The organism is Pseudomonas sp. Irchel s3b6 (genome assembly GCF_900187415.1).
Classification (GTDB): domain Bacteria; phylum Pseudomonadota; class Gammaproteobacteria; order Pseudomonadales; family Pseudomonadaceae; genus Aquipseudomonas.
On sequence record NZ_FYDM01000030.1, the window covers coordinates 1 to 15,038 of the forward strand.

6 protein-coding genes and 1 pseudogene are annotated in these 15,038 nt (G+C 60.2%); 4 read left to right on the forward strand and 3 right to left on the reverse strand.

Annotation, left to right across the window (positions count from 1 at the left end; translation table 11 throughout):
* Nucleotides 1-3,209 (forward strand): DUF5801 repeats-in-toxin domain-containing protein (locus tag CKW07_RS25840; RefSeq protein WP_256577111.1); only part of this gene is annotated, 3,209 nt, incomplete at its 5' end.
* A gap of 333 nt (nucleotides 3,210-3,542) precedes the next feature.
* On the forward strand, nucleotides 3,543-7,757 hold the full coding sequence (locus CKW07_RS24945; RefSeq protein ID WP_095147497.1) for a DUF5801 repeats-in-toxin domain-containing protein: 4,215 nt from the start codon (nucleotides 3,543-3,545) through the stop codon (nucleotides 7,755-7,757).
* 154 nt (nucleotides 7,758-7,911) lie between these two features.
* Here the strand turns inward: CKW07_RS24945 and CKW07_RS24950 are convergent, their stop codons facing one another.
* The 3 genes from CKW07_RS24950 to CKW07_RS24960 are packed head-to-tail and all read right to left on the reverse strand — an operon-like array spanning nucleotide 7,912 to nucleotide 12,381.
* Nucleotides 7,912-9,300 (reverse strand): TolC family outer membrane protein, encoded by a 1,389-nt coding sequence (locus CKW07_RS24950; protein ID WP_176465376.1) that lies wholly within the window; start codon nucleotides 9,298-9,300, stop codon nucleotides 7,912-7,914.
* 2 nt (nucleotides 9,301-9,302) lie between these two features.
* The gene (locus CKW07_RS24955) at nucleotides 9,303-10,628 is read right to left on the reverse strand and encodes an HlyD family type I secretion periplasmic adaptor subunit (RefSeq protein ID WP_176465375.1); all 1,326 of its coding nucleotides are present in this window, start codon (nucleotides 10,626-10,628) and stop codon (nucleotides 9,303-9,305) included.
* The gene (locus tag CKW07_RS24960) at nucleotides 10,597-12,381 is read right to left on the reverse strand and encodes a type I secretion system permease/ATPase (protein ID WP_095147498.1); all 1,785 of its coding nucleotides are present in this window, start codon (nucleotides 12,379-12,381) and stop codon (nucleotides 10,597-10,599) included. The genes CKW07_RS24955 and CKW07_RS24960 overlap by 32 nt, the downstream gene beginning before the upstream one ends.
* 193 nt (nucleotides 12,382-12,574) lie before the next feature.
* Between CKW07_RS24960 and CKW07_RS26015 the strand changes: the two genes are divergently transcribed.
* Nucleotides 12,575-12,772: a DUF1329 domain-containing protein gene (locus tag CKW07_RS26015; protein WP_371850679.1), complete on the forward strand. Its 198-nt coding sequence runs from the start codon at nucleotides 12,575-12,577 to the stop codon at nucleotides 12,770-12,772.
* Between the two features lie 214 nt (nucleotides 12,773-12,986).
* Nucleotides 12,987-15,038: pseudogene (locus CKW07_RS24965) on the forward strand (hypothetical protein); the annotation flags it as partial.

A 15,038-nucleotide genomic window follows, 5' to 3' on the forward strand; every position in this document is an offset into this window, starting at 1 on the left:
GACCGAGCATCAGCACCACCGGTGAGGCACCAACACTGACGGTGGATGAAACAGTCCTGGCGATCAACGATACCCAGAGCTATGCCGCTAACTTCAACTCGGCGTTTGGCGCCGATGGGGCTGGCACCCTGACCTATGCGCTGGGTGTAGTAGCGGGGGCCTCTGGGCTGACCGACACCGCCAGCGGTGAGGCCGTCAACCTGTCGCTCAATGGCGCAGTGGTCGAAGGCCGCACCGCTACGAGCAACGCGCTGGTGTTCACCGTCAGCGTCGCTGCCAATGGTGATGTCACCCTCGACCAGTTGCGGGCCGTGGTGCATCCCGACACCAGCGATCCCGATGATGCGACGAGCCTGACCTCGGATGACCTGGTGACGCTGACGGCGACCACGACCGACGGCGATGGCGACAGTGTCCAGGCGACCCTCAATATTGGGCAGAACCTGGTGTTCGAAGATGATGGACCGAGCATCAGCACCACCGGTGAGGCACCAACACTGACGGTGGATGAAACAGTCCTGGCGATCAACGATACCCAGAGCTATGCCGCTAACTTCAACTCGGCGTTTGGCGCCGATGGGGCTGGCACTTTGACCTATGCGCTGGGCGTGGTGGCCGGAGCCTCCGGGCTGACTGACACCGCCACCGGCGAGGCCGTCAACCTGTCGCTTAACGGTGCAGTAGTGGAGGGTAGGACCGCTACGAGCAACGCGCTGGTGTTCACCGTCAGCGTCGCTGCCAATGGTGATGTCACCCTCGACCAGCTGCGGGCGGTGGTGCATCCCGACACCAGCGATCCCGATGATGCGACGAGCCTGACCTCGGATGACCTGGTGACGCTGACGGCGACCACGACCGACGGCGATGGTGACAGTGTCCAGGCAACCCTCAACATTGGGCAGAACCTGGTGTTCGAGGACGACGGACCCAGCATCAGCACCACCGGTGAGGCACCCACGCTGACGGTGGACGAAACAGTCCTGGCGATCAACGATACCCAGAGCTATGCCGCCAACTTCAACTCGGCGTTTGGCGCCGATGGGGCTGGCACCCTGACCTATGCGCTGGGTGTAGTAGCGGGGGCCTCTGGGCTGACCGACACCGCCAGCGGTGAGGCCGTCAACCTGTCGCTTAACGGTGCAGTAGTGGAGGGTAGGACCGCTACGAGCAACGCGCTGGTGTTCACCGTCAGCGTCGCCGCCAATGGTGATGTCACCCTCGACCAGCTTCGGGCGGTGGTGCATCCCGACACCAGCGATCCCGATGATGCGACGAGCCTGACTTCGGACGACCTGGTGACGCTGACGGCGACCACGACCGACAAGGACGGCGACAGTGTCCAGGCAACCCTCAACATTGGGCAGAACCTGGTGTTCGAGGACGACGGACCCAGCATCAGCACCACCGGTGAGGCACCAACGCTGACGGTGGACGAAACAGTCCTGGCGATCAACGACACCCAGAGCTTTGCCGCCAACTTCAACTCGGCGTTTGGCGCCGATGGGGCTGGCACCCTGACCTATGCGCTGGGTGTAGTAGCGGGGGCCTCTGGGTTGACCGACACGGCCACGGGCCAGGCGGTGAACCTGTCGCTCAATGGCGCAGTGGTCGAAGGCCGCACCGCTACGAGCAACGCGCTGGTGTTCACCGTCAGCGTCGCTGCCAATGGTGATGTCACCCTCGACCAGTTGCGGGCCGTGGTGCATCCCGACACCAGCGATCCCGATGATGCGACGAGCCTGACCTCGGACAACCTGGTGACGCTGACGGCGACCAAGACCGACAAGGACGGCGACAGCGCCCAGGCGACCCTCAACATCGGGCAGAACCTGGTGTTCGAGGACGACGGCCCATCCCTCGCGTTCGGCAACCTGATCGGAACCGGTAGCGTCCTTCCACAATACGGGTTCTGGGACAGGTCGGCCGGAGCCGACGGGCTGGGGGCGGCCGGTCTGAATATCTCGTTGGTCAATGGTCAGTTCACCCTCGTCAGGCCAGACAACACGACCACGACCGGGACCGGCACGCTCACCGAGCTGGTGCCCTCACCGGACGCCAATGGCGCGTACCAGTTCGCCGGGAAGTTGACCGGTGATTTCGACAACAATGCCGCAACGGCGGATACCAGCGTCGACTACACGCTGACCGCCTTCGACGATGGCAGTTATGCACTGGATCTGGTGCAAGGCTTCCGTTCGACGATCGTGCTCAGCAGTGCCGACGGCTCGCTCGCTGCCGGCGGTCCGGATCCCGTGCGCACCTTGTTGATTCCGGAGACGGACGACCCGGCTATTCCTTCGGCATCCGAGGAGGTGGTGTTCTTTTCCGCGAAGGCGCTTGCGTCGACTGCGGATATCCTGACCGGTATCGGGCTCGGAGCACCCGACCCCACTGAAGCCGCGCTACAGACCACCCCCCTGCCGTCGTACATCGACCCAGCGGCCATGAACGTCAGCACGGCCGGCATCGGCGTCGCCAATAACCTGTTCCAGGGGGACAACCTGGCGGCAATCGGCGCCGCCGATGAAAGTTTCGTCATCAATCCTGAGAGCCTGCTGACGGGCATGAAGATCTTCATCGACAACTCCGTGGGGGGTTACAACACGGCGACCGAGGACCTGTACTACCGGGTCTACTACGAAGATGGCACGTTCTCGAACCTCATCGAGGTGAACAGCCTGACGCCGGAGGACGGCGGACAGGTGTCCTTCCTCATTGAGAAGGCGGGCACGGCGCTGATCGACGCTGTTCAGCTCACAATGGCCCGGGGCGAGATCAAGATCCCGGTGATCCAGTTCATTCAGGAGAGCGAGAGCCTGGCCAGCGATGTCAAGCTGGCGTTCAGCGCGACGCTGACGGACAAGGATGGGGACTCGGCGACGAGTACGTTTGACGCCAACCTGTTCGCCAACGATTCGGCCGATGCGCTCTTCGACTTCAGGCTGATTGGCACGGGCGGTGAGCGTGATGCCTTCAACATCGATTTGTCAGTCGATGAGAACCTGTACCAGGTCACCGGCTTCGATACGGGCCCAGGCGTGCAAGACAAGCTGGTGCTCAACGGCGACCCGAGCGCCACTGTCCAATCGATCGACAACACCGGCGCAGACAGCATCGTGACGGTTGCCGAGACTGGCGGACAAATAACGACCATCACCTTGGTCGGGGTCGATCTGCTGAATACCGACATTGTTCATGGCGGCGTCTGAGGCGTCGCGCGGGTAAAGGATGCGAGGGTGGCCTAGGAACCACCCTCGCATTGCTTCTGCAGTCCTGATTTGAGAGCCGCTTTGTTTCAATTGCTTGTCGCTTGGTCCTATGCGCAATCGTTGGCGTGGTGTTCGAATCATAGCGACCTGCCATCACCTCAGAGCCAGTGGATTCGCGTCATCCCGTTTCCCCTCTCAAGTAGTCTGAAACTCCCACTCTGCCTAGGAGTATCGGCCGATGCGCAACCTGTGACGCTTATCCATAGTTGTGGAACGTACCAGAAATAGGTCCACGGTTCGGCCGCGGTCACTGGAGTTGCTCGGGAGAAAATCATGTCTATTCGCACAAAAAACTCATCGCTAACGAGCGATGACAGTACTTCTACCTTCGTGAGCGATCCGACTCCCCTATACGTTCCGACCATCACGGCCAGCACTCCGAGCGTCCTGGCGACCGGTGTGAACGTTACCCTGGACGAAACACCCGGGCTGCAGAACGGCACCGCCACGGCAAGCCCCGCGGGAGACGCTGACGACAATGACATTCTGGTGGCGTCCCTGCCCTCGATCTTCTCTACCCGGTTGACCGTGCTTGGGGCCGGAGCCGTCACGGCCGCTGCCTTGAGTGGCTATACAGGGGCTGCGGGCAACACGGGCAGCAATGCGTTCAGCATCAACGCTGCGCCCGGAGCAAACATTACCGATATCAGCTTCGTTGATAGCCTTGGCGCACCGCTCAATGGCGTGGACAGCGGACTGGATACCCTCGATGGCACCAATATCCTTCTCTATACGGATACGAACAACAACATTGTTGTAGGTCGAGCTGGGGGGCCGGCCGGCGCGGTCGTGTTCGCGGCCTATATTGAAGAGACCGGATCGCCGGTCACGGGCGGCAAGATCTGGGTCGTGCAGTACCAACCGCTCATGCATCCGGACGCTAGCAACCCCGACGATGCTGTCGATCTGTCGGGCATTGTTTTCATCGGAGCCAGTCAGGACTTGGTATTCAGTCTGGCCAATGCGCCTTCCGGTCAGAACCTGTTCCTGATGTTCACAACGGCGAACCCGACCGTTGTCGACGATGGGGGTGTCTTGCGGATCACGGATCCCACCATCATCGCCACCGGCAAGAACCCTGCAGACCAGTCGAGCGGCGCCAATATAAACACTGGCGACACGATCAATACCAGCCAGGCGGGTGGGCCGACCACCTTCGGCACCAACAATCAGATGATTGTGGAACAGGAAGGCATCCGCTTTTCGTTCGTCACGGGTGCCAGGCAGGATGTGACCATTCCCAACCTTAGTCAGACCGAAGCCGATGTTGAATCCAACATCGACTTTACCAGCGTCTTAAATACCAAGTCGGCCAACTTCGACGTCGTGCAGTTGCAAAGCGGCAAGAGTGCTGTCGTAAAAGTCAGCGCATTCAGCACCACGGCTGAACCTGGCGTGAATTTCATCAACGGCTATGCGAACGATACGCCGGTTGACATCACCAATGTTCGCGTCATCAACATCAGCACCGGGTTGGTGATCGAGAACTCAGACGGATCGGCGAATGATCCGGCCATTGTCATCAGCTTTTCTGGCGGGGTTGCAACCATCACCGGCATCAAAGCCGGCTACCAGATTGAATACACCACAACGCTGGATCACAACCGAGTACTCATCGAGAACGGGGCGGCTCTCGACGCCAAGGGCAATGACCACGCCGATTTCGATATCGGTGGCTTCACGCTGATCCAACCCTCTACTGCGACCGCCGAAATCGGCTCCAGGATCATCTTCGAGGACGATGGGCCGAGCATCAACACCACCGGCACGGAGCCAACGCTGACGGTGGACGAAACAGTTCTGGCGACCAACGACACCCAGAGCTTTGTCGCTAACTTCAATTCGGCGTTTGGCGCCGATGGGGCTGGCACCCTGACCTATGCGCTGGGTGTGGTGGCAGGGGCCTCCGGGCTGACCGACACCGCTACCGGCGAGGCAGTCAACCTGTCGCTCAACGGCGCGGTGGTGGAAGGCCGCACCGCTACGAGCGACCTGCTAGTGTTCACCGTCAGCGTCGCTGCCAATGGTGATGTCACGCTCGACCAGCTTCGGGCGGTGGTGCATCCCGACGCCACCAATCCCGATGATTCGACGAGCCTGACCTCGGATGATCTGGTGACGCTGACGGCGACCACGACCGACGGGGACGGCGACAGTGTCCAGGCGACCCTCAACATCGGGCAGAACCTGGTGTTCAAGGACGACGGGCCGAACATCAACACCACCGGCGTGGAACCGACGCTGACGGTGGACGAAACAGTCTTGGCGACCAACGACACCAAGAGCTTTGCCGCTAACTTCAACTCGGCGTTTGGCGCCGATGGGGCTGGCACCCTGACCTATGCGCTGGGTGTAGTGGCGGGGGCCTCCGGGCTGACCGACACGGCCACCGGCGAGGCAGTGAACCTGTCGCTCAACGGTGCGGTGGTGGAAGGCAGGACGGCCACCACCGGCCTGCTGGTGTTCACCGTCAGCGTCGCCGCCAATGGTGAGGTCACGCTCGACCAGCTTCGGGCGGTGGTGCATCCCGACACCACCGATCCCGATGATTCGAAGACTCTGACCTCGGACAACCTGGTGACGCTGACGGCGACCACGACCGACAAGGACGGCGACAGTATCCAGGCAACCCTTAACATTGGGCAGAACCTGGTGTTCAAGGACGACGGACCGAACATCAACACCACCGGCGTGGAACCGACGCTGACGGTGGACGAAACAGTCCTGGGGACCAACGATACCCAGAGCTTTGCCGCCAACTTCACCTCGGCGTTTGGCGCCGATGGGGCCGGCACTTTGACCTATGCGCTGGGTGTGGTGGCCGGAGCCTCCGGACTGACCGACACAGCCAGCGGCCAGGCGGTGAACCTATCGCTCAACGGCGCGGTGGTGGAGGGCAGGACGGCCACGAGCAACGTGCTGGTGTTCACGGTCAGCGTGGCCAGCAATGGTGACGTCACCCTCGACCAACTGCGGGCAGTGGTGCATCCCGACGCCAACAATCCTGATGATGCAACGAGCCTCACCTCGGACAACCTGGTGACGCTGACGGCGACCAAGACCGACAAGGACGGCGACAGCGCCCAGGCGACCCTCAACATCGGGCAGAATCTGGTGTTTGAGGACGACGGCCCATCACTCGCGTTCGGCAACCTGATCGGAACCGGTAGCGTCCTTCCCCAATACGGGTTCTGGGACAGGTCGGCCGGAGCCGACGGGCTGGGGGCGACCGGTCTGAATATCTCGTTGGTCAATGGCCAGTTCACCCTCGTCAGGCCAGACAACACGACCACGACCGGGACCGGTACGCTCAACGAGCTGGTGCCCTCACCGGACGCCAATGGCGCGTACCAATTTGCCGGGACGTTGACCGGTGATTTCGACAACAACGCCGCAACGGCGGATACCAGCGTCGACTACACGCTGACCGCTTTCGACGATGGCAGTTATGCACTGGATCTGGTGCAAGGCTTCCGCTCGACGATCGTGCTCAGCAGTGCCGACGGCTCGCTGGCTGCCGGCGGCCCGGATCCCGTGCGCACCTTGTTGATTCCGGAGACGGACGATCCGGCTATTCCTTCGGCATCCGAGGAGGTGGTGTTCTTTTCCGCGAAGGCGCTTGCGTCGACTGCGGATATCCTGACCGGTATCGGGCTCGGAGCACCCGACCCCACTGAAGCCGCGCTACAGACCAACCCCCTGCCGTCGTACATCGACCCAGCGGCCATGAACGTCAGCACGGCCGGCATCGGCGTCGCCAATAACCTGTTCCAGGGGGACAACCTGGCGGCAATCGGCGCCGCCGATGAAAGTTTCGTCATCAATCCGGAGAGCCTGCTGACGGGCATGAAGATCTTCATCGACAACTCCGTGGCGGGTTACAACACGGCGACCGAGGACCTGTACTACCGGGTCTACTACGAAGATGGCACGTTCTCGAACCTCATCGAGGTGAACAGCCTGACGCCGGAGGACGGCGGACAGGTGTCCTTCCTCATTGAGAAGGCGGGCACGGCGCTGATCGATGCTGTTCAGCTCACAATGGCCCGGGGCGAGATCAAGATCCCGGTGATCCAGTTCATTCAGGAGAGCGAGAACCTGGCCAGCGATGTCAAGCTGGCGTTCAGCGCGACGCTGACGGACAAGGATGGGGACTCGGCGACGAGTACGTTCGACGCCAACCTGTTCGCCAACGACTCGGCCGATGCGCTCTTCGACTTCAGGCTGGTTGGCACGGGCGGTGAGCGTGATGCCTTCAACATCGATTTGTCAGTCGATGAGAATCTGTACCAGGTCACCGGCTTCGATGCGGGCCCAAGCGTGCAAGATACGCTGGTGCTCAACGGCGACCAGAACGCCGTTGTCCAGATCGACAACAGCGGCGCAGACAGCATCGTGACGATTGCCGAATCTGGTGGACAAATAACGACCATTACCTTGGTCGGGGTCGATCTACTGAATACAGACATTGTTCATGGCGGCGTCTGAGGCATCGCGCGGGTAAAAAGAGGCGAGGGTGGTGTAGGAACCACCCTCGCATTGTTTCTAGCCGTTCTATGAGTCGCCTCAGGTTTTGCGGATAACGCCACGCCTTGAAATGAGGCCATCACCCGTTTGAATGACCAGGCAACCTTTCGCCTGTCTAATACTCCGATTCAACGCCCATGGCCTGACCGGAACTGCCGGGACTCAACCAGCCATTCACACTTTCGACACTTTCGGCCGGCGGTTTTCCCGCCCAGCGATTGAGGGTGAATACGTTGCTGAGGAATTCGTATTGCGTCTTGAGCAGGTCACGCCGAGCGCGGAATTCGTTGCGTACGCTGGCCAGTACATCGACGGCATTGACCATTCCGTAGCTCAGCGCTTTCTCTGCCGCCACCCTGGACAGCTGTGCCGAGGCCAGGGCCAGGCGATTCGCGCCGATTTTTTCGCCGTTCGAATTGGCGGTCAGATAAGCGCTGGTGATCTCCTTGACCACCCGGCGTCGGATCGCTTCCAGTTCCTGCTCGGCGGTAAGCTGATCCTGATAGAGTCCACGGACCCGCGCCGAGGTCGAGCCGCCGCTGTACAGCGGCACCTGAACGCTGACTCCGGCGACATAATTGTCAGTGCGCGGCGTCAGGGAGTTGTTGTAACCCTCGTTGGTCTCTTGTGCGCTCAGGTTCAGACTCAGGGTCGGATAGTGCCCGCCCTTGCCACTGCGCAACGCTGCCTCCGCGGCTTCGACGCCGCTCTCGTTGGCCTTGAGCGCCGGGTTCAACGCCATACCCTCGCGGACCCAGTCTTCCAGACTCTGGGCCGAAACCCGTAGTTGCATATCATCGCGAATCCGGTTGAGCTTCTCCTTGACCGGCCGGCCGACGATCTCCGCCAGTGCCTCGCGACTGATACTGGCCTGGTTGCGGGCATCCACCTCCTGCGCTGCGAGCAAGTCCACCCTGGCCTTGAGGTCGAGCTGATCAGTAATCAATGCCAGTTGCTTGTCGTACAACGCATTGACTCGGTCCAGGCTCTTTTGCGTGGTTCGACGCTCCGCCCTCACCAACTCCAGTTCATCCTCGGACGCCAACGCGGTGAAGTAACGCCGCGCCAATTCCACTGTGGCCTCGGCCTGGTCTTCCAGTGCTTGCGATTCGGACTGCTTGGCCAGGCTTTTGAATTTTTGATAGTTCTCCCACGCGGCCTTGTTGTAGAGGAATTGACGCAGTACCAGGCTGTAATTTTCGTTATCGTAACTCTGCTCTATCAGGTCGTTTTCCTGGTGAATCCGGTTCGTCCCGGCATTGAACGACAGTTGCGGCAACAGCGCCCCCATGGCCTCGCGCTGATGTTCCTGACCCGCCTGTGCTTGCGCAAAAGAGGCCAATATCTGTGGATCCTCCAGCCGCGCCTCGCGATACAACTGCATGAGGTCGGTGGAAAACGTCGAGGCACTGACCTCGGCCGGCTTTGCTGCAGTGGTTTGCGCCAGAGCGGCAGCCGTTGCCAGCATGAACGCACCGCCCAGTAGAACCGCCGACGCGCCCACGGTCATTCCTCGATCATCGATTGAGACATGGCATCGCGGGCCGGCTGCATCAAGTACTGCAACAGCGTGCGTTGCCCGGTGATGATCAACACGTCCGCCGGCATCCCGGGTAACAACTTGCGATCACCCAAGGTGCGGGCGCCGTCCTCGGTTACCCGGACCCGCGCCAGGTAATAGGCATTCCCGGTTTTTTCATTGGTCAGTCGGTCAGCCGATACACTGCTGACCTCGCCTTCGATCACCGGAGTGGTCGAGCTGTTGAACGCGCCGAAACGGATATCGGCACGCTTGCCGATGGCGATACGGTCAATATCCACCGGCTCCACCTGGGCCTCTATGACCAGCTCGGAAACCGATGGAACGATGTCCAGCAGTGGCGTCGCCGGGCGCACGACACCACCAATGGTGTGCACGGTCATGCCAATCACCATGCCCGCTTCGGGGGCGCGGATAACGATACGATTGAGCCGGTCTTCCAGGGCCGAGGTTTTCTCTTGCAGGTCGTACATCCTGGTCTGAACCTCGGCCAGTTGCTTGACGACGTCGGCATTGAAGTCCTTGTCGATTTGCAGAATCTGCAGCTGTGTTTCATTGATCTGCAGGCGAGTCCTGTTAATAGTGGAACGGTGATCAGCCACTTCCGACCTGAGCATCCCCAGCTTGCGTTCCTGCTCGAGCAGACGTTGTTTGTCAACGAACCCTTGCTTGAGCATATCGCCCAATTCATTGATTTCACCGCTGTAGGATTTCTCCAGATAAACCTTGGTACCAATCATCGATTCCAGTCCCTTGATCTGTTGATTCAACTGGCCGACGCGCTCGCGCAGCACCGCTATCTGGCCCAGCCGCGAGCCCTGCCGAGCGTTGAACACCTGGGTCTCGCCCTGGCGCGCTTCCACGCCTCGCAGGCTGTCGGGATCGGCTATCTCCCCAAAGCTGATCGCCGACAGCGTGTCGCGTTCGGCTCTGAGCCTTGCCTCCATGGCTCTGGTCGCGACCAGCTGGCTTCGAGCCATCTCGTATTCGAAGCGTAGTTGGGCATCATCGAGAATGATCAGCGGATCATCACGCTTGACGATGTCACCGTCATGGACGAGTACGTCTTTGACGATCCCCCCTTCAATATGCTGGACCGTTTTGCGGTAAGCCTGCACGGTGACCACCCCCGGCGCGAACGCGGCACCGTCGAGGGGGGCGAGCGCCGCCCAGGTACCGAACAGGCCGAAAGTCACACCGACAATGGCAATGCCCAGACGGCGAATTTTATGATCAGCTATTGGCAGGTCGGCGAAGCTTTCAATTTGACGACCGGGTATCGTAGGGTTCATCGGCATCACCCTTGCTGGTATCGACCGAAGCCATGCTGACGCCTGTTGGCGTGGCGTGCTTTTGTGCCTGTTTTTGCAGCGTGTTGAGCTCGGCCAGCACATGCTCGCGTGGCCCATAGAGACTGATAACCCCAGCGCTTATCACCATGATCCGGTCAAGCTGCGACACGATGTTGGTTCGGTGGGTAATGACAAACAGGGTCGCGCCGGTCTGCTTGAGTTGCTGGATGGCGGCTGCCAGGGCGCGATCACCGACTTCGTCAAGATTGGAGTTGGGCTCGTCGAGAATAATCAGCCGCGGGTCGCCATACAGGGCGCGGGCCAGCCCGATGCGCTGACGCTGCCCTCCCGACAGCATGACGCCCTCGCTGCCAATAACGGTGTCGTAGCCATCGGGCAACAGCAAAATCATTTCGTGAACGCCAGCGGTCCTGGCAGCCTGAATGACTTTCGCCGAATCGACCTCGGCGAAGCGGGCAATGTTCTCGCTGATGCTGCCTTCGAACAATTCAATGTCCTGGGGCAAGTAACCGATATGCGGCCCAAGCTCATGTTTGTCCCAGGCGCTGATGTCCGCGCCATCCAGCCGAACCACCCCATGCTGCGGCACCCATACCCCCATCAGCGCTCTGGCCAGGGTCGACTTGCCCGCGGCACTTGGACCAATGATTCCCACCGCGCAACCGGCAGGTACGGTGAAGCTAATATTCTTGATGATCGGGGTTTGCGAGCCAGGTGCCGCGACAATCAGACTCTCGACCTGCACGTGCCCCAGGGGCGCAGGCAAAGACATGCGCTCGGGTTGCGCCTGTTGTTTGTCGAGGATGTCTTTCAGGCGGCTGTACTGCGAGCGAGCCGCAATAAAACCCTTCCAGCTACCGATGATCAGATCGATGGGGGCCAGTGCACGCCCCAGCAGTATGGCCCCGGCAAACACCATGCCTGCCCCCACCTGATGGTCCACCGCCAGGTACGCCCCCAGCCCCAGCACCAGTGATTGCACGAGGATCCGGAACGTCCGGGAAAGCGTGCTGACAATGGCCCCTCTATCGCTCGCCAGGGACTGCAGCAACAGAACGTTTTTTTGCCGATGCCCCCAACGATCCATCAGGGTTTCAAGCATGCCCATGGACTCGATGACTTCGGCGTTGCGCAGGTTCTTCGTGGTGTAGAGCGTGGCGCCGATATGCTCCTTGTTGGCCTGGGCCAGTGGTGGCCCCGTCAGCTTCTCATTGATAACGGCAAGCACTAACAACAATAGGGCACTGCCCGTCGCTACCCAGCCAAACCAGGGATGAAACAGGAACATCACCGCAATATAGATCGGCAACCAGGGGGCGTCGAAAAAGGCGAACAAACCGTTACCGGAGAGAAACTGTCGCAAGCCCGTCAAGTCGTTGAGCGACTGGGCCGAAGCATCCATGCCGCCACTGTCCAGGGCCCGTTTGAAACTGGCCTTGTAGACCTGGCGACTCAGCAACACATCCAGCCGGGTACTGACCCGAACCATGATGCGTGAACGAACCCATTCCAGGGAGCCGAGCGTGATCACCAGCCCGGTCATGATCAGCGTCAGCATGGCCAGGGTCGTCAGACTTCCGCTGGCCATCACTCGCCCGTACACCTGAAGCATATAGAAGGTAGGAACGAGCATTAGCGCGTTGATGAAGAAGCTGAAAAAGCCCACAGAAATAAAGCTGTCTCTACAGGCTTTCAAAGCACTTTTCAGACTGTTTTCAGGTGTGTTTCGCATGGAAACTCCAGCTCGAAAAGCCAACCTCTGTGGAGCTTAGATCATGCCGAACGACTGCGTGTAGCAATTGGCCGGATCGCCTCAGGCAACGACTCCTGCAATGACATGACCCAGCGGTAAAGAGCACGCAAGATACCGGCGACTTCGAGGCCAGGATGCTCTACGACGTGCTGTTGCCGCTATCGCGGACCAGATTTACGGTTTCCCAGGCCAGCGCCACGTTCGTCGTGCGCCCTCATGTGCTTATGACAATCCGATTGTCGGCACCTACAGCCGGTACTTCGTTGACCTCTATGACGCCTCTCCGCCTGAAGCTGCCTGCTCACCCGGCTGCCTGAGCTGGCTCAAATTCAATTCGAAGCGCCGACGGTCAAAGCCCGGGTGGTCTTGAGTGGCGGTGCCATGTCCTCATTCACAAACGGAATATGCGGCGCCGCCTCTTAGCGTCATCCCGTTCCTCCCCCCTCCCAAGTAGTCTGAAACTCCCAGCCCGGCTGGGAGTATCGGTCGATGTGCAATCCCCGGGGCTTATCCATAGTTGTGGCACGTAGCTGAAATAGGTCAACGGTCAGGCCTCTATGACTGATATTGCTCGGGAGAAAGTCATGACTATGCGCAAGAAAAACTCATCGCTCACGAGCGATTCGACCCCCCTAGACACTCCGACCGTTACCACCGACTTAAGCGACTACGCACCCGGTAGCACCGCCACCATCACGGCGAGTGGCTTCGCCGCCGGCAGCACAGTGGCGCTCGAAGTGGAGCACGCCATCGGCGCCGGCGCGGATAACGTGTGGGGCACGTCCGATGATGTACTCGATACCAACACCGGCGAGGGACACGAGCCCTGGTACGTGACCGACGGTGGCGCCGGCGATCTCGACGGCAAAGTCAACGGCAGCGTCACGACCTCGTGGTACGTGAATCCCGACGACTCGGCAGGCGCGACGTTTCTGCTCACCGCGACCTCTGCGGGCGCCGATGGTGTGTCCGGCACCGCTGACGACGCTGTGGCGACAACTTCATTTACGGACAGCGTTCTGAACGTCCTGGCGACCGGCGTGAACGTTACGCTGGACGAAACAACCGGGTTGCAGAACGGCGCAGTCGCTGACGATGACAACGACATTCTGGTGGCATCCCTGCCCACGGCCTTCTCTGCCCGTCTGACCGCACTTGGGGCAGGTGCCGTAGCGGAAGCTGCCTTGAGTGGCTATACGGGGGCCGCGGGCAACACGGGCAGTAATGCGTTCAGCATTACCGCTGCGCCCGGAGGAGGCATTACCGATATCAGCTTCGTCGGCAGCACTGGCGCACCGCTCAATGGCTTGGACAGCGGACTGGATACCCTCGATGGCACCGATATCCTGCTCTATACGGATACGAACAACAACATCGTTCTGGGCCGAGCCGGGGGCTCCACCGGCGCGATCGTGTTCGCTGCCTATATTGAAGAGACCGGATCGCCGGTCACGGGCGGCAAGATCTGGACCGTGCAGTACGAACCGCTCAAGCATCCGGACACTAGCAACCCCGACGATGCGGTCAATCTGCTGAACAAAGTTTTCATCGGAGCCACTCAGGACCTGGAATTCAGTCTGGCCGGTGCGCCCTCCGGTCAGAACCTGTTCCTGATGTTCACGAAGGCGACCCCGGCAACTGAAGTTGTCGATGGTGTCACGCGGATCACGGATCCCACCATCATCGCCACCGGCAAGAATCCGGCGAATCAGTCTGGGCTTGACCCCAACAGCACGGCCGACGACATCAATATATCGACGGGTGACACGATCAATACCAGCCAGGCAGGTGGCCCGACCACCTTCGGCACCAACAATCAGATGATTGTGGAACAGGAAGGCATCCGCTTTTCGTTCGTCACGGGTGCCAGGCAGGATGTGACTATTCCCAACCTTAGTCAGACCGAAGCAGATCTTGAGTCCAACGTCGACTTTACCGGCGTCTTCAATGTGAAGTCGGCCCATTTCGACGTCGTGCAGTTGCAAAGCGGCAAGAGTGCTGTCGTAAGAATCAGCGCATTCAGCACCGCTGTTGAATCTGGTGTGAATTTCATCGACGGCTATGCGGGCGATACGTCGGTTGCAATCACCAATGTTCGTGTCATCAACATCAGCACCGGGCTGGTGATCGAGAATTCAGACGGGACGGTGAATAGCTCGAGCATTGTCATCAGCTTTTCTGGCGGGGTTGCAACCATCACCGGCGTTTTGGCCGGCTACAAGATTGAATACACCACAACGGCGGATCACAACCGCGTGCTCATCGAGAACGGGGCGGCCGTCGACGCCAAGGGTAATAACCACGCCGATTTTGATATCGGTGGCTTCAAGCTGCTCCAAGCCTTTGTTGCGACCGCCGAAATCGGCTCCAAGATCATCTTCGAAGACGACGGGCCGAGCGCGGACGTGATCGATGGCGGCGGCTCGGTGACGATCGACGAGACGGCCGGCAACCAGGATGACGACAGCGACGCGGCGGCGGTTCTGGCGCTGTTCGACACGGAAGTGGCGAACAAGGGCACGGACTTGAACCCGACAGAGTTCGCGATCAGCACCACACCTTTGGCCACCACGTTGCTCAGCAGCTTTGGCCAGGACCAGGAAGGTGCGACCAAAGTGCTGTCGCTGGCGATTGTG

Excerpts from the sequence above, each read along its gene's own strand:
- CKW07_RS24945 (WP_095147497.1), top strand. The coding sequence starts at position 3,543 with ATGTCTATTCGCACAAAAAACTCATCGCTAACGAGCGATGACAGTACT.
- CKW07_RS24955 (WP_176465375.1), bottom strand. The coding sequence starts at position 10,628 with ATGAACCCTACGATACCCGGTCGTCAAATTGAAAGCTTCGCCGACCTG.
- CKW07_RS24960 (WP_095147498.1), bottom strand. The coding sequence starts at position 12,381 with ATGCGAAACACACCTGAAAACAGTCTGAAAAGTGCTTTGAAAGCCTGT.